Annotated in this window: 17 protein-coding genes, 1 tRNA gene and 1 pseudogene; 11 read left to right on the top strand and 8 right to left on the bottom strand. The window is 42.9% G+C overall.

The window, feature by feature from the left end:
* Nucleotides 1–206: 206 nt before the first annotated feature.
* The 3 genes and pseudogenes from EAE92_RS24805 to EAE92_RS21915 all read right to left on the bottom strand — a co-directional run.
* Nucleotides 207–404, bottom strand: a pseudogene (locus tag EAE92_RS24805) (hypothetical protein); the annotation flags it as partial.
* Complete coding sequence (locus EAE92_RS21920; RefSeq protein WP_214069588.1) at nt 362–532, bottom strand: Arm DNA-binding domain-containing protein; 171 nt, start codon at nt 530–532, stop codon at nt 362–364. The pseudogene EAE92_RS24805 and the gene EAE92_RS21920, both read right to left, overlap by 43 nt.
* Before the next feature lie 164 nt (nt 533–696).
* Nucleotides 697–781: transfer RNA gene (locus tag EAE92_RS21915), tRNA-Leu, on the bottom strand.
* A 490-nt stretch (nt 782–1,271) separates the two neighbouring features.
* On the opposite strand from EAE92_RS21915, the gene ampH reads away from it, so the two are divergent.
* Entirely contained in the window at nt 1,272–2,489 is a 1,218-nt protein-coding gene (gene ampH, locus EAE92_RS21910) for a D-alanyl-D-alanine-carboxypeptidase/endopeptidase AmpH (protein WP_214069587.1), read from the top strand.
* An 85-nt stretch (nt 2,490–2,574) separates the two neighbouring features.
* Here ampH and lptG read toward each other — a convergent pair whose 3' ends face one another.
* Both lptG and lptF read right to left on the bottom strand, forming a co-directional pair.
* Nucleotides 2,575–3,651 carry an LPS export ABC transporter permease LptG gene (gene lptG / locus EAE92_RS21905; RefSeq protein WP_105394857.1) on the bottom strand — a complete coding sequence of 359 codons (1,077 nt, stop codon included), beginning with the start codon at nt 3,649–3,651 and terminating at the stop codon, nt 2,575–2,577.
* Entirely contained in the window at nt 3,651–4,751 is a 1,101-nt protein-coding gene (gene lptF, locus EAE92_RS21900) for an LPS export ABC transporter permease LptF (protein ID WP_036782442.1), read from the bottom strand. Before lptF ends, lptG begins: the two co-directional genes overlap by 1 nt.
* 286 nt (nt 4,752–5,037) lie before the next feature.
* On the opposite strand from lptF, the gene pepA reads away from it, so the two are divergent.
* From pepA to EAE92_RS21865, 7 genes are all read left to right on the top strand, one after another.
* Complete coding sequence (gene pepA / locus EAE92_RS21895; RefSeq protein ID WP_036782446.1) at nt 5,038–6,558, top strand: leucyl aminopeptidase; 1,521 nt, start codon at nt 5,038–5,040, stop codon at nt 6,556–6,558.
* Between the two features lie 66 nt (nt 6,559–6,624).
* The gene (locus EAE92_RS21890) at nt 6,625–7,074 is read left to right on the top strand and encodes a DNA polymerase III subunit chi (RefSeq protein ID WP_036782450.1); all 450 of its coding nucleotides are present in this window, start codon (nt 6,625–6,627) and stop codon (nt 7,072–7,074) included.
* Nucleotides 7,075–7,087: 13 nt separating this feature from the next.
* A complete protein-coding gene (locus EAE92_RS21885) occupies nt 7,088–9,985 on the top strand; it encodes a valine--tRNA ligase (protein WP_214069586.1) in 2,898 nt (965 codons plus the stop codon).
* 428 nt (nt 9,986–10,413) lie between these two features.
* Nucleotides 10,414–11,187: an amino acid ABC transporter substrate-binding protein gene (locus tag EAE92_RS21880; protein ID WP_214069585.1), complete on the top strand. Its 774-nt coding sequence runs from the start codon at nt 10,414–10,416 to the stop codon at nt 11,185–11,187.
* Between the two features lie 387 nt (nt 11,188–11,574).
* Nucleotides 11,575–12,276 carry an amino acid ABC transporter permease gene (locus EAE92_RS21875; RefSeq protein WP_214069584.1) on the top strand — a complete coding sequence of 234 codons (702 nt, stop codon included), beginning with the start codon at nt 11,575–11,577 and terminating at the stop codon, nt 12,274–12,276.
* A complete protein-coding gene (locus EAE92_RS21870) occupies nt 12,254–13,018 on the top strand; it encodes an amino acid ABC transporter ATP-binding protein (RefSeq protein ID WP_036810194.1) in 765 nt (254 codons plus the stop codon). Before EAE92_RS21875 ends, EAE92_RS21870 begins: the two co-directional genes overlap by 23 nt.
* Before the next feature lie 87 nt (nt 13,019–13,105).
* The gene (locus EAE92_RS21865; protein WP_214069583.1) at nt 13,106–13,879 is read left to right on the top strand and encodes an amino acid ABC transporter substrate-binding protein; all 774 of its coding nucleotides are present in this window, start codon (nt 13,106–13,108) and stop codon (nt 13,877–13,879) included.
* Nucleotides 13,880–14,044: 165 nt separating this feature from the next.
* Here the strand turns inward: EAE92_RS21865 and EAE92_RS21860 are convergent, their stop codons facing one another.
* Nucleotides 14,045–14,425: a hypothetical protein gene (locus tag EAE92_RS21860; protein ID WP_044467104.1), complete on the bottom strand. Its 381-nt coding sequence runs from the start codon at nt 14,423–14,425 to the stop codon at nt 14,045–14,047.
* Between the two features lie 640 nt (nt 14,426–15,065).
* On the opposite strand from EAE92_RS21860, the gene EAE92_RS21855 reads away from it, so the two are divergent.
* The gene (locus EAE92_RS21855; protein ID WP_214069582.1) at nt 15,066–17,876 is read left to right on the top strand and encodes an RHS repeat domain-containing protein; all 2,811 of its coding nucleotides are present in this window, start codon (nt 15,066–15,068) and stop codon (nt 17,874–17,876) included.
* A 114-nt stretch (nt 17,877–17,990) separates the two neighbouring features.
* On the opposite strand, the gene rraB is transcribed toward EAE92_RS21855, so the two are convergent.
* Complete coding sequence (gene rraB, locus EAE92_RS21850; protein WP_011148570.1) at nt 17,991–18,398, bottom strand: ribonuclease E inhibitor RraB; 408 nt, start codon at nt 18,396–18,398, stop codon at nt 17,991–17,993.
* Between the two features lie 164 nt (nt 18,399–18,562).
* On the opposite strand from rraB, the gene argF reads away from it, so the two are divergent.
* Both argF and pyrB read left to right on the top strand, forming a co-directional pair.
* Nucleotides 18,563–19,579, top strand: a complete 1,017-nt coding sequence (argF, locus tag EAE92_RS21845; RefSeq protein ID WP_036782473.1) for an ornithine carbamoyltransferase — start codon at nt 18,563–18,565, stop codon at nt 19,577–19,579.
* Nucleotides 19,580–19,885: 306 nt separating this feature from the next.
* Nucleotides 19,886–20,809 carry an aspartate carbamoyltransferase gene (gene pyrB / locus EAE92_RS21835; RefSeq protein ID WP_214069580.1) on the top strand — a complete coding sequence of 308 codons (924 nt, stop codon included), beginning with the start codon at nt 19,886–19,888 and terminating at the stop codon, nt 20,807–20,809.
* 307 nt (nt 20,810–21,116) lie between these two features.
* Here the strand turns inward: pyrB and EAE92_RS21830 are convergent, their stop codons facing one another.
* A complete protein-coding gene (locus EAE92_RS21830) occupies nt 21,117–21,977 on the bottom strand; it encodes a DUF819 family protein (RefSeq protein ID WP_339959417.1) in 861 nt (286 codons plus the stop codon).
* Nucleotides 21,978–22,123: the final 146 nt, after the last annotated feature.

Below are 22,123 nucleotides of genomic sequence, written 5' to 3'. Positions count from 1 at the left end.
ACGCGTTGCAATAAAGTCATTGAGTTAAGATTGTTTAAGCTCAGCGAGTGTCAAAATTGAAACCAATAATAACAACGAACAGCACTCTTACAACTAGAAGATATCACAAATAAAAACAAAGAGTTAAATTGAAAGTGATTTGTGTGATAAATTAGTTATCACTTTTGATTCAATTTACCGAAATCAAACGGGCTCACAGCTTTCTGTCAATTAGAATTCAAAAAATCCGCCCACCACTGCAACATTAACCTCCTCTCATCCAGATGCTCGGCCCTATGAATGTAAGCCGCCCGCACAGAGTTACGCTCCATATAGCTCATCTGCCGTTCTACTGCATCCCTAGACCACAATCACGATTCGATTAGCGAACTATGCACCATTGTCCTGAAACCATGCTCGCAAACCGATATTTCAGATACCAGCGTTTTGAGCCACTGGGTTTAATGAGCAGATACAAACCTTGTACATCAGTAAGTTTGTATTCTTTTTCACGGGGCTTTGCCGCACGAGCTTCCATGTCTGTTAAAGGCATAATTTGGGGGTCAACTCATTATCGAAAAGAACTGACCCCCAATTTGACCCCCAAATATCATGGATGTCAACGGATACGAATGGACGCTTATAGACTCAAAAGCTAAGTAATTTGTTGTTTTTTAGGTAGTTACGGAAGTTTATGGACGTCTTTGGAAGGTCAAATGGTGCCGAAGGCCGGACTCGAACCGGCACACCCGAAGGCGGTTGATTTTGAATCAACTGCGTCTACCGATTTCGCCACTTCGGCACTGAAGTAGTATGCGGAAAACGAGGGCCATTATACCTGTCAGCGATCTGTTAGCAACTGTTATCCTTCTAACTTTGGTTTAAGTGTTGAAAAAAAGATCAAACCCATCTCTCAACACAAATGCATGTTCAATTACTGAACATAAAAGCTCTAAATAGACACACACAGCAATATCTTTTCCACCTGAAATAGCTCCTTCTCTACAATACCAGAGAAAAAACGACTCCTTTTGAGGCGTTTTTTGCGACCATAGTTAGCTGAACCACCTGACGCTGATAGACAACCTATAATCACCTTATATAATCTCAGCATGATAATTCGCGATGAGGTAAATGGTTATGACGATTATTAGCTGGATTGGCGCCGGGATCTTTTTGGGCATTGTCATTGGTGCGTTGATGGCATTGTTTAAAAAGAATAAATAGCCGCTTTTGCTATCTTTATCCTGTTTGTGAATTCACTGGAAATATGCCTGATTGGTCAATTCAAAATGAATAAACAGTTTTTTAAGATCTTCTCTGTTTCTACCATGATGTTGGCTCTCGCAGCCTGTTCTTCTTCTGATAAAACATATTCGGCAAAGTTTCTGCAACCGAAGAAACAACCATTGAAATGGGAAGTGTTCGAAGGAAATGCGAGAACTAAAAAGCTGGCTTCACAGTTGGTTGATCAGTATGCACAGGATATTTTCAACGGCAGCAATGCGCAAGGCATGGCGATGGTGGTGATTGATAATAATCAGACGGTTTACCGCAGTTTCGGTGAAACCCGTCCGGGAAGCGGCATCCGTCCGAAGCCCGATTCTATCATCCGTATTGCCTCTCTAACTAAGCTGATGACCAGTGAGGTTATGATCAAGCTCGAAGAGGATGAGGTTCTGCGCTCCACCGATCCATTGCAGGATTATGGTTATTATGGTGTGAAAGTCCCCCTGTATAGCCCTCTTCAACCTATCCGGTTATTCCACCTGGCAAGCCATACCAGTGGTTTACCTCGTGAGCAACCGGGAGGTAGATGGGGGCGTCCTGTTTTTGTCTGGCCTACACAAGTCAACCGCTGGACTTGGTTAAAAACAGCTCAATTAGACTCCGCACCAGGCACAACAGCATCTTATTCTAATCTGGCTTATGATTTATTGGCAGATGCGCTCTCTAAGGCTACAGGTAAGCCATACACCCGTTTGTTATACGATAAGATCACCGGCCCTTATTACATGAAAGACACTACACTGACACCAAACCGTTCTCAGTGTGCTCGTTTGATGGAAAGTTATAAGCCGAGTCCGTGTCTTAATACGATTGCAGCAGCAGGCAGTGGTGGAATTTATTCAACGCCAAAAGATATGCAGCGCTGGATGCAGCAGTTTTTATCATCAGACAGTCAGTTACGTAAACAAACTGCGAGTCGCGAACAAGGTATTTATTTTAAGCGTTCCGCTTTGGCTTCAATTAAAGGGATGGATGTTGCCGGTCAGGCAGATGGTGTTGGCCTTGGGTGGGTTTACATGAATGGCCGTGGCGATGTACCGGGTATTTATCAGAAAACCGGTGGCGGCGGGGGGTTTAATACGTATATGGCAATGATCCCCGAACAAAATATCGGGGTGTTTGTGGTAATTACTCGTAAACAACGCAGCCAGTTCAGTAGCGTAACAACGGGGGTTAATCAACTGGTAACCGCATTGTCAAGGAATCACCATCAAGCTTGAGCCTTTTACGTCTTAAAATCGAGATGCTCAGGATAGGGTTTCTTAGCCAAAAACCCTATCCCTATGGTTCCCCGATTTCTAAAAACTACTGCCTCTTAAGGAGTAAGTAAATACTCACAATAAGAAACGATAAGCTTGGTAACAGTGCCGCCAAAACCGCTGGCATGTTGTACACCAGGCTCAGTGGGCCAAAGATCTCATTAAGTACATAAAATAGGAAGCCAAAGGTTATCCCTGTTACTATCCTCACTCCCATCGGCACGCTACGCAGTGGCCCGAAGATGAATGAGAGTGCCATCAACATCATGACTGCAACTGAAAGTGGGGCAAATATCTTTTTCCACATATTCAGTTGATAACGTCCTGATTCCTGCTCACTCTGCTTAAGGTATTTGATGTACTGATATAAGCCACTAATGGAAAGTGCTTCAGGCTCAAGCGCTACCACATTCAACTGTTCTGGCGTCAGGAGAATTTTCCAGTCAGCGGAAATACGTTGTGAGCCAGTGATTTTTTTGCTGTCTGTCAGATCGGATTCTTCCACTTGAGAAAGCTTCCACAGGTCGCTATCTTCATCATAAACCGCACTGGCTGCATACTTTACAGAGAGTAGTTTTTTATCATCACTAAAATGATAGATATTGACGCCTTTAATCTCTGTATCACTCACAATCCGCTGGATGTAGATAAAATCGTCCCCATCTTTCGCCCACATACCTTTAGTTGTTGAAACCAGAGAACCGCCAAGCATCTTCTGAGCCCGGTAATTACGCGCCATCTGTTCACCTTGTGGCGCGACCCATTCACCAATAACCATTGTCAGGATCACCAACGGAATAGCCGTTTTCATCACTGAACCAGCAATTTGCATACGGGTAAATCCAGCAGCCTGCATGACCACCAACTCACTACGGGTCGCCAGCGTACCAAGCCCCAATAAAGCGCCAAGCAAAGCGGCCATAGGGAAAAATATCTGAATATCTTTCGGTACACTTAACAAAGCATAAAGACCCGCGGAAATAGTGGTATATTCCCCCTGCCCCACTTTTCTTAGCTGATCAACAAACTTAATAATGCCGGAAAGGGATACCAGCATAAACAGCGTCATCAGAATAGTCTGTAGAATAGTCCGCCCGATATAACGATCCAATACACCAAACATCAGGCTACTCCTCTGTCTTTGAAACGAGCCCGAATCCTACGCATCGGCAAGGTATCCCAAATGTTGAGAACCAACGCCAACGTCAAATAAGCCCCGTTGACTAACCACATCCAGATAAGGGGGTCCAATTTACCTTTACTACCGTTAGAACGCAGGGAACTTTGCAGTAAGAAGAAAATGAGATATAGCAGCATCGCTGGCAACATGCTTAGTACCCGACCTTGACGCGGGTTTACCACACTCAAGGGTACAACCATCATGGCCATAATCAGTACCGAAAGCACCAGAGTCAGACGCCAATGGAACTCAGCGCGGGAATCTTTATCATCATCCTGCCATAACTGAACAATAGACTTCTGTTCAACTTTATTACTATCTACGATTGATGTCTGATGCCCGACAATTGCTTGATAATCACGGAATTCAGTGATCCTAAAATTACGCAACATGGCAGTACCTTCATAACGGGTGCCATGATTAAGGATAACTACCTGTTTGCCATCAGGCCGCTCCACCATATGACCACCATCAGAGATCACCACGGAAGGACGCTGGTTATCAACGGGACGAAGTTGGGCAAGGAATACGTTTTCAAATTTATTACCATGCACGTTGCCAATATAGAGCACCAAATTACCATCGTCGGAAGGTTTGAACCTCCCTTCCATGATCGCCGCTAAACTTGGATTAGCTTTAGCATCAGCCACCACATGTTCTTGATATTTCGAGGACCACGGCATGAGCCAAATGACATTCACTGCCGCTAACGCGGAAGTTAACAACGCCAGAATAAGCGCCGAAACCACCAGCACACGCTTGCCTAAGCCACACGCATGCATAACAGTTATTTCACTTTCAGTATAGAGTTTACTGAAAGTCATCAATACCCCAAGAAACAGACTCAGGGGCAAAATCAACTGCGCCATTTCAGGCACACCTAATCCTAATAAGGATAAAACTAAGTTTGCCGGGACGTCCCCTTCCACTGCGGCACCCAAAACTTCTACTAACTTTTGACAGAAAAAGATGAGTAAAAGGATAAAAAGTATCGCAACTTGGCTTTTCAGGGTTTCCCGTACTAGATATCTAATGATGATCACGCTTATTACGCCTGTGAAAACTTGTCTTTTTGCAGGAAAATCGCTAACTTCATTGTATATATACCATTTATTATGTGCATCAGTTTGGCTTCCTCACTGCTAAAATGATATCGAAGCATTCCATATTCAGGTTCCCAATCAGAACATACTTATATAGTTAGCTAAACAATAACAAATAGTGGGTTTAGCTTAACATAAATAGTTAATTTTCTATGGGGTAGATTAATGCGGAACGCTATATTTTAGCGATAGCATCCGTCTTTGTCTTTAAGATTCAGGAGAACGCATGGAGTTTAGTGTAAAAAGCGGTAGCCCGGAGAAACAACGTAGTGCATGTATCATTGTCGGCGTTTTCGAACCTCGTCGCCTTTCCTCTATCGCTGAACAACTCGATAAAATAAGTGACGGTTACATCAGTGCATTGCTGCGTCGCGGTGAACTAGAAGGCAAAGTTGGTCAATCACTGCTGCTGCATCATGTTCCCAATGTGTTATCTGAGCGTATTCTGCTTATCGGCTGTGGTAAAGAGCGCGAATTGGATGAACGCCAGTATAAACAGATTATTCAGAAAACTATCAATACCCTCAATGAAACGGGTTCAATGGAAGCAGTTTGCTTCTTAACAGAACTGCATGTTAAAGGCCGCAATAATTATTGGAAGGTACGCCAAGCGGTGGAAACAGCGAAAGAGTCTCTCTATGTTTTCAACCAGCTAAAAAGTAATAAAAATGAGTTGCGCCGCCCACTGCGTAAGATGGTTTTCAATGTTCCGACCCGTCGGGAGCTAACCAGCGGTGAACGTGCAATCCAACACGGCCTTGCCATTGCTGCCGGTATCAAAGCGACCAAAGATCTTGGTAACATGCCACCCAATATCTGTAATGCAGCTTATCTGGCTTCTCAGGCACGCCAGCTCGCAGATTCTGCCAATAGCCATATTACAACAAAAGTGATTGGTGAAGAGCAGATGAAAGAGCTAGGCATGCATGCCTATCTGGCGGTTGGTCAAGGCTCTCAGAATGAATCTCTGATGTCAGTCATGGAATATAAAGGCAGTTCTGATAAAAATGCCAAACCCATCATTCTGGTTGGCAAGGGCCTGACTTTTGACTCCGGCGGTATTTCAATCAAATCTGCTGGCGGCATGGATGAGATGAAATATGATATGTGTGGAGCGGCAACGGTTTATGGCGTAATGCGTGTGGTTTCTGAGCTACAATTACCACTCAATGTCATCGGCGTCATGGCAGGCTGCGAGAATATGCCAGGGGGTCGCGCTTACCGACCTGGAGATATTTTAACCACCCTATCTGGTCAGACTGTCGAAGTACTCAACACCGATGCCGAAGGCCGTCTGGTTCTGTGCGATGCGTTAACTTACGTTGAACGTTTTGATCCAGAATTGGTCATTGATATCGCTACACTAACCGGGGCTTGCATAACGGCGCTTGGTAACCATTACAGTGGATTGTTATCCAACCATAATCCACTGGCCCATGAGTTACTCAATGCCTCAGAACAATCCGGTGATCGCGCATGGCGTCTGCCAATGACTGACGAGTTCCTCGAGCAAATCGATTCTAACTTTGCCGATCTGGCGAATACCGGCGGCAGTGCGGGTGGTGCGATTACCGCAGCCTGTTTCCTGTCTCGCTTCGCAACAAAATATCACTGGGCGCATCTGGATATCGCGGGTACGGCCTGGCGTTCAGGTAAAGCAAAAGGCGCAACAGGTCGCCCGGTTGCACTGCTGTCACAATTCCTGTTAAATCGGGCGGGAAGTGCCGGTATCAATAACGACGATTGATTTGATTCCTCTCTTAGTTTATCAAAAGGGCATTTAACAATGCCCTTTCTCCGTAACAGAGACATTATGAAAAGTGCCACGTTTTATTTACTGGAACAGCCATCACCTCAGGCAGATTTGCAAGCTCACGAATGGCTGGCATGTCAATTTGCGGCTGACCAATGGCGAGCAGGAAAACGGGTGCTAATTGCCTGTGAAAACCAGCTACAGGCAGAAAAGTTAGATGAAGCCTTATGGCAACGGGAGCCTCATCAGTTCGTCCCACATAATCTTGCTGGTGAAGGGCCAAGATATGGTGCGCCGGTTGAGTTATGTTGGCCGCAAAAACGGGGAAATGCCCCTCGTGATATCTTAATAAATCTGTTGCCGCAATTTGCAGACTTTGCCACCGCTTTCCATGAAGTGATAGACTTCGTTCCTATAGATGAAAATTTGAAACAGTTAGCGCGTGAACGATATAAATCATATCGCAGCGTCGGCTTTAATTTGACCACGGCAACGCCGCCAACATACTAAGTATCAAGATAAAATGGAAAAAACACCCGCAACTCAAACGCAAGCCGAGCCATCTCTCGATAAAACGTACAATCCTAAAGAAATTGAACAGCCTCTTTATAACCATTGGGAGAAAAGTGGTTACTTCAAGCCGAACGGCGATACCAGCCGTGAGAGTTTCTGTATTGTTATCCCGCCGCCAAACGTGACCGGCAGCCTACATATGGGCCATGCGTTTCAGCAAACCATTATGGATACCATGATCCGCTATCAGCGGATGCAGGGTAAAAATACGTTGTGGCAGTCCGGTACTGACCACGCAGGTATTGCTACTCAAATGGTGGTTGAACGCAAGATCGCAGCAGAAGAAGGCAAAACCCGCCACGATTATGGCCGTGATGCGTTTATCAATAAGATCTGGCAGTGGAAAGCAGAATCCGGCGGCACGATTACCAATCAGATGCGTCGTCTGGGTAACTCCGTTGACTGGGAGCGCGAGCGTTTCACTATGGATGAAGGTCTGTCCAACGCCGTAAAAGAAGCCTTTGTCCGTCTGTATCAAGAAAATCTCATTTATCGCGGTAAACGCTTAGTTAACTGGGACCCGAAATTACACACTGCAATTTCCGATCTGGAAGTTGAGAACCGTGAAGTTAAAGGTTCTATGTGGCATCTGCGTTATCCATTGGCCGATGGTGTCACAACCGCGGAAGGGAAAGATTATCTAATCGTTGCAACTACCCGGCCTGAAACGATGCTAGGCGATACCGGCGTGGCAGTTAACCCGGAAGATCCGCGTTACAAGGATTTAATCGGCAAAGAGATTATTCTGCCATTAGTTAACCGCCGCATTCCTATTGTCGGTGATGAACACGCGGATATGGAAAAAGGCACCGGTTGCGTGAAAATCACACCAGCCCATGACTTCAATGACTATGAAGTCGGTAAGCGCCATGCCCTGCCGATGATCAATATCATGACCCTTGATGGCAACATCCGTCATGCAGCCGAAGTTTTCGATACCAATGGCGAAATTTCTGATGCTTACAGCTCTGATATTCCGGTTGAATACCAAGGCATGGAACGTTTTGCAGCTCGTAAAGCGATGGTTACTGAGTTCGAAAAACTGGGCCTGCTGGTTGAAATTAAACCTCATGATCTGACCGTTCCTTATGGCGACCGAGGCGGAGTGGTTATTGAACCCATGCTGACTGATCAATGGTATGTCCGTACCGCGCCTCTGGCGAAAGTGGCTATCGAAGCCGTTGAAAATGGCGATATCCAGTTTGTACCTAAGCAGTATGAAAATATGTATTACTCCTGGATGCGCGATATTCAGGATTGGTGTATCTCTCGCCAATTATGGTGGGGCCACCGTATTCCGGCATGGTATGACGCCAACGGGAATGTTTATGTTGGTCGCAGTGAAGAAGAAGTCCGCCGTGAAAACAATCTGGGCGCAGACATCGCTTTAAACCAAGATGAAGATGTACTGGATACTTGGTTCTCTTCCGGTTTATGGACTTTCTCTACCCTTGGCTGGCCTGAACAAACCGAGGCGTTGAAAACTTTCCACCCAACCGATGTGTTGGTGAGCGGTTTTGATATCATCTTTTTCTGGATTGCTCGCATGATCATGATGACCATGCATTTCATCAAAGATGAAAATGGCAAACCTCAGGTTCCCTTTAAGACTGTCTACATGACCGGTCTTATCCGGGATGAAGAAGGTCAGAAGATGTCCAAATCCAAAGGGAATGTCATTGACCCACTGGACATGGTTGACGGTATTTCTCTGGAAGATCTGCTAGAAAAACGTACTGGCAATATGATGCAGCCACAGTTGGCCGAAAAAATCCGCAAACGTACCGAGAAGCAGTTCCCGGCAGGTATCGAAGCGCATGGTACCGATGCCCTACGCTTTACGTTAGCAGCGCTGGCCTCAACAGGTCGTGATATCAACTGGGATATGAAGCGCCTGCAAGGTTACCGTAATTTCTGTAACAAATTGTGGAATGCCAGCCGCTTTGTTCTAATGAATACAGAAGGTCAGGATTGCGGCCAAAATGGCGGTGAAATGGCGCTATCACTGGCTGATCGTTGGATTCTGGCTGAATTTAACCAGACAGTAAAAGCTTACCGTGAAGCACTGGATACATATCGTTTTGATATGGCTGCCAATATTCTTTATGAATTCACCTGGAACCAGTTCTGTGACTGGTATCTGGAGCTTTCTAAACCGGCAATTAACAAAGGTTCAGAGGCAGAAGTTCGTGGCGCCCGTCATACTCTGATCGAGGTTCTGGAAGGATTATTGCGCCTGGCTCACCCAATTATTCCATTTATCACTGAAACCATCTGGCAACGGGTGAAAGTGGTTAAAGGAATTGAAGCAGATACCATTATGCTGCAACCATTCCCTGAATTTGATCTAGCGAAAACTGATGAGTTGGCGCTGAACGATTTGGAATGGATTAAGGATGCGATTATTGCAGTACGTAATATCCGTGCTGAAATGAATATCGCACCAGGCAAGCCACTGGAAGTTCTGCTACGTAATGCCGATGCTGATGCACAACGCCGTGTAGCGGAAAACCTGAATTTTATTCAGGCAATGGGCCGATTATCTTCTGTCACGCTTCTGTCTGCGGGTGAAGAAGCGCCGATTTCTGTCACTAAACTGATTAATGGCGCAGAAGTATTAATTCCAATGGCTGGCTTAGTGGATAAAGAGGCTGAACTAAGCCGTTTGAATAAAGAGATTGAGAAACTGGATAAAGAGATTGGCAGCATTGAAGGCAAGCTATCAAACGAAGGTTTCGTCAGCCGTGCGCCCGAAGCTGTTGTCGCCAAAGAGCGTGAACGTCTGGCAAGCTGCAATACATCAAAAGAGAAGCTGCTGACTCAAAAAGAAACGATTACCGCGTTGTAATCTTTTCAAAAAGTAAATTCTCACCAAAGCCACTGCAATTCATTGTCAGTGGCTTTTTAATTTAAATAGTAAACGATAAAATTAATAATAAGATGTAAATTGAATCTATTCTATATCAATACCATCAAGAACATTGAAAATAACCATACCTATTTCCTTAACATGAGTGAATATTAATTTTTAAATTTATATATCTGAAATGACAATATGATATAATTTTATTTTATATATAAATCATTATAGTTAGCATATTATAGAAAGAATAAAATCATATAAATACATTATTACAAGCAAAAAGGTAAACAATAATGCAATTTTAGTCTAATTTAATATTCAATTATTTATTATTATGAATAATTTATTTCATTAAGCACTATCAAGGTAGCAATAAATTAATTTACTCATTTATAACAACCCGGAGAAATAGAATGAGAACAATTCTTACCCTATTATTGGCAAGTACTATCCAATTTGGCCTCGTACATTCCGCTAATGCAGAATCAACCCTTGATAAGATTAAATCCACCGGCACATTCAGAATAGCGACGGAAGGAGCTTATCCACCATTCACTTATCACGATGCCTCCGGTACTTTAACTGGCTTCGACGTCGACATTGGCCGTGAAATTGCACGCCGATTGAATGTCAAACCAACATTTATTGAGGGAAAATGGGACGGACTGATTGCCGGGTTAGATGCGGGACGTTCTGATGCGGTAATTAACCAAATTGCGATTACACCTGAGCGCAAGAAAAAATATGACTTCTCCATCCCCTATATCACATCGCAAGCGGTACTTATCATTAATAAAGATAACAATAACATAAGAACATTCAGCGACTTACAAGGCAGAACCTCAGCACATACTTTAACCAACAACTTCGCTCAAATAGCCAGAGATAACGGCGCAGAAATTATCGGCACGAATGGATTTAGTCAGGAAATCGAATTGGTTAGTACCGGCAGAGCCGATGCCACTATTAATGATAACTTATCTTATCTGGACTATAAGAAGCACAAACCAAACGCACCAGTAAAAATTGCCGCAACGAGCCCCAATGCAGGGCAGACAGCCGTTTTACTTCGTCAGGGAGAGTCAGAACTCAAAATTGCTATTGATAAAGCAATAACTGACATCAAAGCCGATGGTACCTATCAGCGTATCTGGGCTAACTATTTTGGTGATAATCCTTCCGAATAAGTGCAATATTCCCTTAACAGTTCCCTGAAAGTTAAAGACAAACTCTGTCCAGGGGACTTTATTATTAACCTTGTTGAATTAAACAGCCAGAAAATATTTTAATCAAACATTAGATATATTGATTTATATAAATCACTCTATATATCTAAAATGACAATATGATATAACTATATCTTATATATGTAAGTTGACAGCTTGCCATATGATATTTAAAAAAATCACTATAAATGTATATACCCTATGGATTTCAAGATGGATCGCGACGGCAAGGGAGCGAATCCTCGGGAGAATAGGTAACTATGTGACCGGGGTGAGTGAGCGCAGCCAACAAAGAGGCAACTTGAACGATGACGGGTATAGTTATATTACACACAATAGGGAAAATATATGGAACCCTCCTGGTTCAATTTAGTACTCGATTCTTTTTGGCCTATGCTTTATGCGGGCTTTACCTTCACTATTCCACTAACTCTCATTACTTTTACTCTCGGTATCATACTGGGTTTTATCGTGGCGCTCATCCGGCTTTACGGGCCAAAACCGCTTATTTCCGTCGCCAAATTCTACGTCTGGCTGATCCGCGGCACGCCGTTGCTGGTACAACTGTTTCTTATTTTTTATGCCTTACCTAGCGTCGGCGTTACGTTAGGCGCATTTACCTCAGCGGTGATTGGCTTCACTTTGAATATTGGCGCTTATACCTCCGAGGTGATTCGCGCGACTTTATTGTCTGTACCAAAAGGACAGTGGGAAGCGGCTTATTCTATCGGTATGAGCTGGACGCAATCATTACGTCGGATCATTCTACCTCAAGCCGCAAGAATCGCGATTCCACCACTCTCAAACACATTTATTTCACTGGTGAAAGATACTTCACTAGCCTCAGTCATCACCGTACCGGAGCTTTTCCTTGCCGCACAACGTATTGCCGCGGTGACTTATCAACCTCTCATTCTTTATACTGAGGCGGCAATACTTTATCTGATAATCAGTTCAGTGTTGTCATCGCTACAAGCCCGTCTGGAAAAGAAATTTTCGCAAAAGAGTGACACACAGGAATTAAAAGATGATCCAACTCTCCGGCATTGAAAAAAGTTTTGACGGGCACAAAGTCCTGACAAAAATCGATCTCACCATTGAGGAAGGCAGCCTGACCGCACTGATTGGCCCATCTGGAAGCGGCAAAAGTACGCTATTACGCTGCATCAACTTATTAGAAATTCCCCAAGCCGGGAAGCTCCAAATCGGCAATGAAAGCATGACTTTCACCGGCAAAGGGCGGATTGCTCACAAGGATATACAACGGATCCGCCAACAAACCGGCATGGTATTTCAAAACTTTCAGCTTTTCCCTCACCTCACGGTCATTGAAAACATTATGGAAGGGTTAATCTGGGTTCAGAAATGGTCACATGAACAGGCTAAACAGCGAGCGCTTGAATTACTAGAAAAGGTTGGTATGTCACACAAGGCCGATGTCTTTCCAGCCACGCTATCCGGTGGTCAGCAACAACGCGTAGCCATTGCCCGGGCACTGGCGCCCTCGCCCAAGGTGTTATTGTGCGACGAGCCAACTTCCGCGCTTGATCCAGAATTATCGCAGGAAGTTGTTGCCGTATTAAAGCAGTTGGCTAAAGAAGGAACCACGATGTTAATGGCTACCCATGATCTGCGCTTGGCAGCAAATCTTGCCCACGACGTCATATTTTTAGAATCCGGGGAAATTGTCGAATCGGGAACGTCGAAAACGATTTTCACCCGAGCCGTTAAACAACGTACTGTGGAATTTGTTTCAACCTTAACCAATACTTTACCGGATTGGGAGATATAACCCACCGTTAAAATAACCTTGCCGTAATTGATCCAAAAATCAGTTAATGACCATCAAATAAATTTTTTAACAGTTTGGAGAAAGAAAATGAAAGCGTTGTTCACCGCATTATTAGCGGGTGTTATTCAATTCGGCATTGCATATTCTGCACATGCAGAGTCTGGCCTTGATAATATTAAATCAACAGGGGTATTCAAAATCGCTACCGAAGGAACTTACCCGCCATTTACCTATCACGATGCCTCAGGAGCTTTAACTGGATTTGATATTGATATTGGCCGCGAAATCGCACGACGTCTGAATGTCAAAGCCGAGTTTACCGAAGGCAAATGGGATGGGCTTATTGCCGGGCTGGATGCTAAACGCTATGACGCGGTACTTAATCAGGTCGCTATTACGCCAGAACGGCAAAAGAAATATGACTTTTCCACGCCGTATATCATATCTAAAGCCGTACTTATCACCCGGAAAAATAATGACAATATAAAAACGTTTAGCGATCTGAAAGGTAAAACCTCCAGCCATAGCTTAACCAGCAATTATGCCCGGTTGGCAAAACGTTTCGGTGCGGAAATCGTTCCTACCGAAGGATTTAATCAGGCCATCGATTTGGTTGCTACAGGCAGGGCCGATGCCACTATCAACGATAATCTGTCCTATCTCGATTTTAGGAAACACAAACCTAATGCACCGGTAAAAGTTGTCGCGTCTGAACCCAATGGCGATCCAGTCGGTGTGCTAATCCGTAAAGGCGAACCAGAATTACAAGCCGCTATCGATAAGGCACTAGCCGATATCAAAGCCGATGGCACCTATCTACGCATTTCCACTCAGTATTTCGGTACCGATGTTTCCAAATAAGAAAATAACCGCCTCTGCTTGCAAGAGGTGGTTTTCTCTTAATAGTTGCATAGCAATGACATAGCTTAGAATAGCTACTTAATATATGAGTCGTGAAAATTAACACAGAATTCTGAATGCATTCGCTATCCATGAGAACAATCAGAATTCTGCACTTTCCCTTAATTAAATTAGTTTAAATTTCACCACCTTTTTAGCATCTATATAAAAACGCAACGTTTTGTTCCCTCCTCCTGAACTTTCACCTTCTACATCCTTTGCATTTTTATAGCTGAAAATCTTACCTTTATGATACTTTATTTGATCCTTACCTGGAGGATTTTTAAAGTCTTGAAAAAACCAAATAATTTCTGGCTCACCATCTATCGTTATACGAATAGCCTTTTTACTCTCATCCTGCGCCCCAATCCACGGTACCCAGAGATCACCTACCCATTCAGAATTAATATTAACAGTATGCGTTTTGTTATTATCTTCGCCTACCACAACATAGATTTTCTTTTGGGTATTATTAATAATTTTCCTAATATTACTTACATTAGCCATTTGAAATACCTTCTTTAAATTAATACTATTTTATTGACGTAATTAAGATCAATATATAAGACCTTTCCATTAAGTTGTTAATATAGAGTAAAAAACCATGTCAATCATATGAATATATCCTAATAATCAATTATATCCATTTCCGATTAAATTAACACTCTTTACACCATTTACCAGCATCTGTACTATAAATGATATAAATAATTATCTGAAATTTCTTTTATATAAGAGAATTGATGGTAATAGAAATAACCACTATTCTGCTGTCATATTGGAGTCATAATAGTAAAATAGCCTTATTTATTATCAAACAAAGAGAATATACAAAAGAATAAATTTTTCCAATGTCATAATTAACATCCAAAACTCTTATCCATACATAAATTCAATATCCGTTTACAAATCTGCAATATCTCAGATATAACCGACAATATTCAATAATAATTTAATTATATGAATATAAAATAATTTTTCGTCATTCAACCATCTATCCCAAACTAATGAAAATACTAATTCTCATACTGTCAATTTCAAAAATTATCATACTGTTCTGTTAAAAATTTTTCTCATTCCATAGTAAAGTTTGAGGTCGCCATTATTAAACCGGCTAACAGACTAAAACAGCATAAGGAGCTGCAATATGAGTCGTGACAATTCTGCAATTAACCGAAATACTCCCTCTGTCAGCATACGAGATAATCGAAGGTTGAATATCCGTACGCTGGAATATCGGCGTACTCAAGCCGATGAAACCAATAGCAACGAATTGATCACTCGCTATGAATTTAATATTCAAGGATTTCAAGTAAAAAGCACGGACCCACATAGATATAAAAATCAGAGTGGCTCAAACTTCACCCGTACCTTTAGTCTCGCTGGTAATACGCTGCGTGAAGAAAGTATCGATGCCGGCCGAACAGTTACATTAAACGATATCGAAGGACGCCCAGTACTGACTATCAATGCAATTGGCGCTCGTCAGACCCATCACTATGAAGGTAATACCTTGCCCGGCCGCTTGCTGGCTGTTACCGAGTCAATACAAAAGAACGAGAAAACCACAGAACGCCTTATTTGGGCAAACAATACGGATGCAGAGAAGAATCAGAATCTCGCCGGGCAATGTATACGCCATTATGACACGGCGGGATTGATACAATTGGAAAGTTTGTCCTTGACGGGAGCGGTTTTATCGCAATCTCGTCAATTAATAGCCGACAATCTGGAAGCTGACTGGCATGGTGATGATGAAAATAGTTGGCGCACAAAATTAAATGACAACATATTCACTACTCAAAATAAAACTGATGCCATTGGTGCTCTGTTAGCCCAAATCGATGCCAAAGGAAATATACAGCGGCTGGCCTATGATGTCGCGGGCCAATTGAAAGGTAGTTGGTTAACATTAAAAGGCCAATCCGAAAAAGTTATTGTACAGTCTATTACTTGGTCAGCAGCCGGACAGAAATTACGAGAAGAACATGGTAATGGCGTTATTACGGAATATACCTATGAATCAGAGACTCAACGATTAATTAACATTAAAACTCGCCGGACTAAAGATAGTACAAAACCACTACAGGATTTACGTTATGAATATGATCCTGTTGGCAATGTGATCAGTATTCGTAATGATGCAGAAGCAACCCGATTCTGGCGTAATCAGAAAATAGTACCGGAAAATGCGTATACCTATGATTCTCTGTACCAACTCATCAAAGCAACCGGCCGCGAGATGGCTAACATTGGTCAGCAAGGAAGCCAGCTCCCTCCTTTAATTACCCCTCTTCCTACCGACGACAATACCTATACTAACTATACTCGCACTTATACCTACGACGATAGCGGCAACCTGACACAAATCCGGCATAGCGCTCCGGCAAGTAACAATAACTACACCACAGATATCACCATTTCAAACCGCAATAACCGCGGTGTCCTCAGTACCCTCACCAACGATCCCAATCTCGTTGATGCATTCTTTGATGCAGGTGGTCATCAAACCAGTCTGTTATCAGGGCAATCCTTAAACTGGACACCACGGGGAGAACTACAACAAGTGAATCAAAGTGGTAACAGCGCGCGCGAATGGTACCGCTATGACAGTGACGGAATGCGGCTATTGAAAATAAATGAACAGCAAACACCCAATGCCACACAACAACAACGAGTCACTTACCTGCCAGGGTTGGAATTACATACCACTCAAAGCGGCGCCAATATCACCGAAGACTTGCAAGTTATTGCTGTCGGGCAAGCAGGAAGAGCACAAGTACGCGTTCTACACTGGGAAAAAGGCCAACCCACTGGCATAGATAACGATCAAGTCAGATACAGCTACGATAATCTTACACACAGCAGCGAATTAGAACTGGATATGCACGGGGAAATTATTAGTTGGGAAGAGTATTACCCCTACGGCGGCACCGCAATATGGGCGGCAAGAAATCAGGTTGAAGCTGGTTACAAAACCATTCGTTATTCAGGCAAAGAGCGTGATGCAACAGGACTGTACTATTACGGCTACCGTTATTATCAACCGTGGGCCGGTAGATGGTTAAGCGCTGACCCGGCTGGAACAGTAGATGGCCTGAATTTATACCGTATGGTAAGAAATAATCCAATGACTGGCATAGATGAAGATGGACGTATATTTAAAACCGTAGCAACAGGCGCATTAGGCGTTGGCGGTATAGCATACGAACTCTACAAACATAAAAATCAACAAGCTGAAAGACCTCAGATGCCATCTCCTGCTTCTGAATCCTATGGTGATCAACAAGTCAGCAAAATCACCCAAAAAGCGGGTGCTTTAAAAGCAAACTATGACCCGCTCAAGCAGATGGCCCATAACGTAGCGGGACGCAAAGAAGCCGCAGAACATCTCGCGCAGGGACAAGTCCCTGGCGCTCAAGCAATAAAAGAAGGAGTAAGTTTAGTCGCGACCGCCGGAGAATTCGCCGCCGCTGGCAATGTAGGTGAACTAAACAAAACTGAGCTAACAAAAGCCGCTGGCACCGACGCAATTAATAATTTTAGCCTCACCTTCGACGGTATAAAAAAGGTATTTAAGGCGGGTGCGGCTACTGCTACCGTCACCCCAGAAAAATTGGAAGAGCTGCAAAAAGCAACTGATGATTTAAAAGAGGTCGCAACAGATACGCTAATTACCGGGGCATCGCTGGGTGCGGCGGTCGGCGCCACTCTGGATACAGCCGCTGCGGTCGTACCACATCCGGTAGCCAAAGTGGCTTTCAAAGGTCTGTCACTGGCGTGGAAAGTGACCGGCGTTGTTCATACCGCAGAAGAATTAAGCGAGCTAGCAGAAAAACATAAGGATCTGGTTTCTAATGAGCTAGGGCAAGAATTAAAAAGGGAAATGACCGAGGCAAACCAAATTAGGAGAGGAACTATTCTTGCAAAAGTCAAAGAACACGGTTTGATAAGATAGTCTATTAAATGCAATAGTCCTTATTTGCTTTGGCAAATAAGGACTATTTTGTTTTGAATCACATGTATTAATCACGACCAGAGCTAATACAGGATTCTTAACATATTGACTATACTAATGAAGTCTACTCTCACCCTGCTCCGGCAAATCATCTTCATCTTGCTCATCAGGATCTTCGAAGTAAGTGCCCCAACCATCATAATTAATGCCAATTTTTTCAGCCAGATTTACCAACTGTTCAACCTGAGCATCAATCAATTCTGCATTCAATCCACACTCACTGATAACATCACAACACATCAGAATCGTACCATCTTCGACTTCCAATTCTTCCGCGTCAGTCACTTCATAACCCAGTTTAAAGGCTTCAACCGCAGCCTTTTCCAACAGGCTAAAGTCCTCAGCGGAAAAGTGATGCTCAATGGCATAAAGTGCATCAGGATCACTACCATCTTCCAGTAATTCTTCAATAATAAGGCGCGTTTCTTCGCGTTGTTCTTCTAAGTCTCTTTGATTTGCCATACCAAATATCCTCAAGCAGTTGGCCGTCCCAATACTCATTCTCCCACACCACAGGCGGGCTAACCACTGTTTACATCAAAGAAATCTAATACGGAGTTGAAATTGCATTTTTATAGATATAGATTGAATTTAAATGCAAACAATAAATACGGAGACACCAAACAATGAATCCGTTCCATCAGCGTCATTTCTTAAGGTTACTTGATTTTTCCTCAGCAGAAATTCATGCCTTGCTAAAGCTAGCTGCTGAATTAAAATCGACTAAAAAATCTGGTACAGAAAAAGCCCTGTTAACAGGCAAAAACATCGTGCTGATTTTTGAAAAAGATTCCACCCGTACCCGCTGTTCATTTGAAGTGGCAGCTTACGATCAAGGGGCAAATATCACCTACCTCGGCTCCAGTGGTAACCAGATTGGTCATAAAGAATCGATCAAAGATACCGCTCGTATACTTGGCCGTATGTATGACGGTATTCAATATCGCGGCTATGCCCAGACAATCGTTGAATCACTGGCAAAATACGCAGGTGTTCCGGTATGGAATGGGCTAACAGACGAATTTCACCCCACTCAGCTACTGGCAGATCTGCTAACTATTCAGGAACATCAACCAGAAAAACCATTGTCAGAAATCAAATTCGCCTACTTGGGGGATGCCCGTAACAATATGGGTAATACCATGCTAGAAGCAGCGGCACTAATGGGCATGGACGTTCGATTGATTGCCCCTGAAAAGTACTGGCCCAATGCCGCGCTGGTTACTGAATGTCAGAAACTGGCTGAAAAAACAGGAGGTAAAATTACTCTGACGGAAAATATAGCCGAAGGGGTTAAAAATACTGATTTTCTTTATACCGATGTCTGGGTTTCTATGGGCGAGCCAAAAGAAGTTTGGCAACAACGAATTAACCTCTTGAAACCTTATCAAGTGAATATGGATGTGGTGAACATGACAGGCAATCCACAGGTAAAATTCCTGCACTGTCTGCCGGCATTTCATGATGAAGAAACGATATTAGGCAAACAGCTCGCGGCTGAATTTAATATGTATGGAGGGCTGGAGGTTACCAATGAAGTTTTTGAATCAGAGCACAGTATTGTGTTTGATCAAGGAGAAAATCGCCTGCATACCATTAAAGCGGTAATGGTGGCAACATTAGCAAATGATCTTAAAATTTAATTAGTTGAGATATCGGCAGGATGATGTCTTTAAAGATATGATCCTGCCAATCTTATTTTTCTTCGGTCAAATAGTTGCTGTAAGATTTTTCACGAGTATAATGCGCCACAATTTGCCGGGAGAAATCATGAAAGACAGCGCTTATTTTTGTCATCAAGCACAACTGCCTGACAGAGGGCAGCTAGCCGTCATTGTTTTCCCGTTGCTAAACCAATCATTTAACGCCCCTCAATGAGGGGCTTTTTTTTGCCCGGTAATCGATTCATGATCGCCACCCCGGATGTCAGCATTAGAGGAGAGTGAAAAATGGCTAATCCGTTATATCGCAAACATATCATCTCAATAAATGATCTGAACCGCGAAGATCTGGAATTGGTGTTACAGACTGCTGCTGCACTGAAAGCCAGACCACAACCTGAATTGCTGAAACCCAAGGTCATCGCCAGTTGTTTCTTCGAAGCCTCCACCCGTACTCGCCTCTCTTTTGAAACAGCAATCCATCGCCTTGGCGCTTCAGTTGTCGGTTTCTCAGACAGCAGCAACACTTCCCTAGGTAAGAAAGGTGAAACGCTAGCCGATACTATTTCCGTTATCAGCCAATATGTTGACGCCATCGTGATACGCCATCCACAGGAAGGCGCCCCACGTCTGGCTTCTGAGTTTTCCGGTCACACTCCGATTATCAATGCCGGTGACGGCGCCAACCAACATCCGACTCAAACCTTGTTGGACCTGTTCACGATTCAGGAAACTCAGCAACGGCTGGATAGTCTGAATATCGCGATGGTTGGTGATCTGAAATATGGCCGCACGGTCCATTCGCTATCACAAGCGCTGGCGAAATTTAATGGCAATCACTTTTATTTTATCGCCCCGGAAGCATTGGCAATGCCAAACCATATTCTTCATATGCTGAATGAAAAAGGTGCAACCTATAGTCAACACTCGAATATTGAAGAAGTATTACCGGAACTAGATATTCTTTATATGACTCGTGTACAGAAAGAGCGCCTTGATCCATCCGAATATGCCAACGTAAAAGCACAATTTGTTCTACGCGCCTCCGATCTGCTCGGAGCGAAAGAGAACCTCAAAGTTCTGCATCCGTTGCCACGTATTGATGAAATTACTGTCGATGTAGATAAAACGCCCTATGCTTATTATTTCCAACAGGCAGAGAATGGTATTTATGCTCGTCAGGCTCTATTATCTTTAGTTTTAAATGAATGATTAAAGCAGAGAAAGTACTTCTTTATCCATAAATATAATGGGTTATTATTTTCTTCTGGAATAGCGATTAATCAGTCTGTTTACCACCTTCGGTATCGAAGACAAACTCGATGTGATGCCAAAATACGTCTTGCCCATCCAGTGAGCAAGACAGTATCTACGGGCAGTAAAGTACACACAAAAACCGTCACTTTTGTCTACATGCTGCCCGGCTCCCTCCTTTGTCGTCAAAGGAGGGAAGATAAAATAATCTAATGAAATAAAATTATAATTTTTTAATATTAACCTGAGAATATTATGATTAATTTCACAAAATCTCTGTAACAATAAAATAAACAATCGTCCCAATATAGTTGCCAATCACATATCCTACCGTTCCAATAACCATAATAGGCCCAACCAAGCCTATCCAACCTCGGCTAATCGCTAACGCTGCGGCAGTTGTTGGGCCGCCAATATTTGCATTACATGCAAGTATAATTTCCTCAAGGTTAAATTTGAATAACTTACCAAAACCAAGAGTTAATAATAAGTTAATCATTACTATAATGAATACAAATAAAAATAACAAAGGCGCATTGCTAATAATAAGACCTATTGAAGCAGGAATACCTATTACAACAAAGAATATATAAATTGCGTAAGTTCCCAATTCCTGACTGCCATTTAAATTATTAAAAGTTTTTTTGAATATCGAAACCACAGCAAAAGTTACGGTTGTTAAGATAAGATATTTATCTGATATCAAGCTAAAAAGCAATTCCTGATAAATACTCCCAGTCTGTCGTAAAATTGTTTTTATCCAAGCTGAGAATTGAAATGAAACTGCTACAATAAAAATCGCCCATGCTAAAGATAACGCAATATCCTTTAAAGAGATATTTTTAGGTTGCCAATAAGATGCAGCAAAATATTTTGATTTATCCGAACTGGAATCACTTACCATAGCATCAGAATAAGGACTCCCCCAAAACTTTCTTGCCAATGACCAACCCGCTAATGTTATTAATATTATGCAAAAGCAGACCATCATGAGATTATCAGCAACGATCGTGGATGCAGTCATATCTTGAGTGGGCTTCAATTTGGCAACCATTGCCGCAAAATTCACGCCCCCACCAGTATATGACGCGGCAATCATAGCACTTATTTTATCCAGCTCCGGTATATAGTTTTTTAAAATTTTACCTGATTATCACTTAAATTCAGCTCCCATAGGCGTATACTTAAAATAAGTCTGTGTGGAGGTAAATGAAAATGGCTAAAAATCAGATTCAATTCCAAAAAGGCATTTCTATTCATGAGTTTATTTCA

The organism is Photorhabdus hainanensis (assembly GCF_018448965.1).
In the GTDB taxonomy this organism is placed as follows: domain Bacteria; phylum Pseudomonadota; class Gammaproteobacteria; order Enterobacterales; family Enterobacteriaceae; genus Photorhabdus; species Photorhabdus akhurstii.
This window is presented reverse-complemented; position numbering and strand designations above follow the sequence as displayed.

Coding starts and splice junctions, on each gene's coding strand:
- pepA (WP_036782446.1), top strand. CDS start 5,038: ATGGAGTTTAGTGTAAAAAGCGGTAGCCCGGAGAAACAACGTAGTGCA.
- EAE92_RS21870 (WP_036810194.1), top strand. CDS start 12,254: ATGATCCAACTCTCCGGCATTGAAAAAAGTTTTGACGGGCACAAAGTC.
- EAE92_RS21885 (WP_214069586.1), top strand. CDS start 7,088: ATGGAAAAAACACCCGCAACTCAAACGCAAGCCGAGCCATCTCTCGAT.
- EAE92_RS21890 (WP_036782450.1), top strand. CDS start 6,625: ATGAAAAGTGCCACGTTTTATTTACTGGAACAGCCATCACCTCAGGCA.
- EAE92_RS21880 (WP_214069585.1), top strand. CDS start 10,414: ATGAGAACAATTCTTACCCTATTATTGGCAAGTACTATCCAATTTGGC.
- pyrB (WP_214069580.1), top strand. CDS start 19,886: ATGGCTAATCCGTTATATCGCAAACATATCATCTCAATAAATGATCTG.
- EAE92_RS21860 (WP_044467104.1), bottom strand. CDS start 14,425: ATGGCTAATGTAAGTAATATTAGGAAAATTATTAATAATACCCAAAAG.
- EAE92_RS21875 (WP_214069584.1), top strand. CDS start 11,575: ATGGAACCCTCCTGGTTCAATTTAGTACTCGATTCTTTTTGGCCTATG.
- argF (WP_036782473.1), top strand. CDS start 18,563: ATGAATCCGTTCCATCAGCGTCATTTCTTAAGGTTACTTGATTTTTCC.
- EAE92_RS21865 (WP_214069583.1), top strand. CDS start 13,106: ATGAAAGCGTTGTTCACCGCATTATTAGCGGGTGTTATTCAATTCGGC.
- ampH (WP_214069587.1), top strand. CDS start 1,272: ATGAATAAACAGTTTTTTAAGATCTTCTCTGTTTCTACCATGATGTTG.
- EAE92_RS21855 (WP_214069582.1), top strand. CDS start 15,066: ATGAGTCGTGACAATTCTGCAATTAACCGAAATACTCCCTCTGTCAGC.
- EAE92_RS21920 (WP_214069588.1), bottom strand. CDS start 532: ATGCCTTTAACAGACATGGAAGCTCGTGCGGCAAAGCCCCGTGAAAAA.
- rraB (WP_011148570.1), bottom strand. CDS start 18,398: ATGGCAAATCAAAGAGACTTAGAAGAACAACGCGAAGAAACGCGCCTT.
- lptG (WP_105394857.1), bottom strand. CDS start 3,651: ATGTTTGGTGTATTGGATCGTTATATCGGGCGGACTATTCTACAGACT.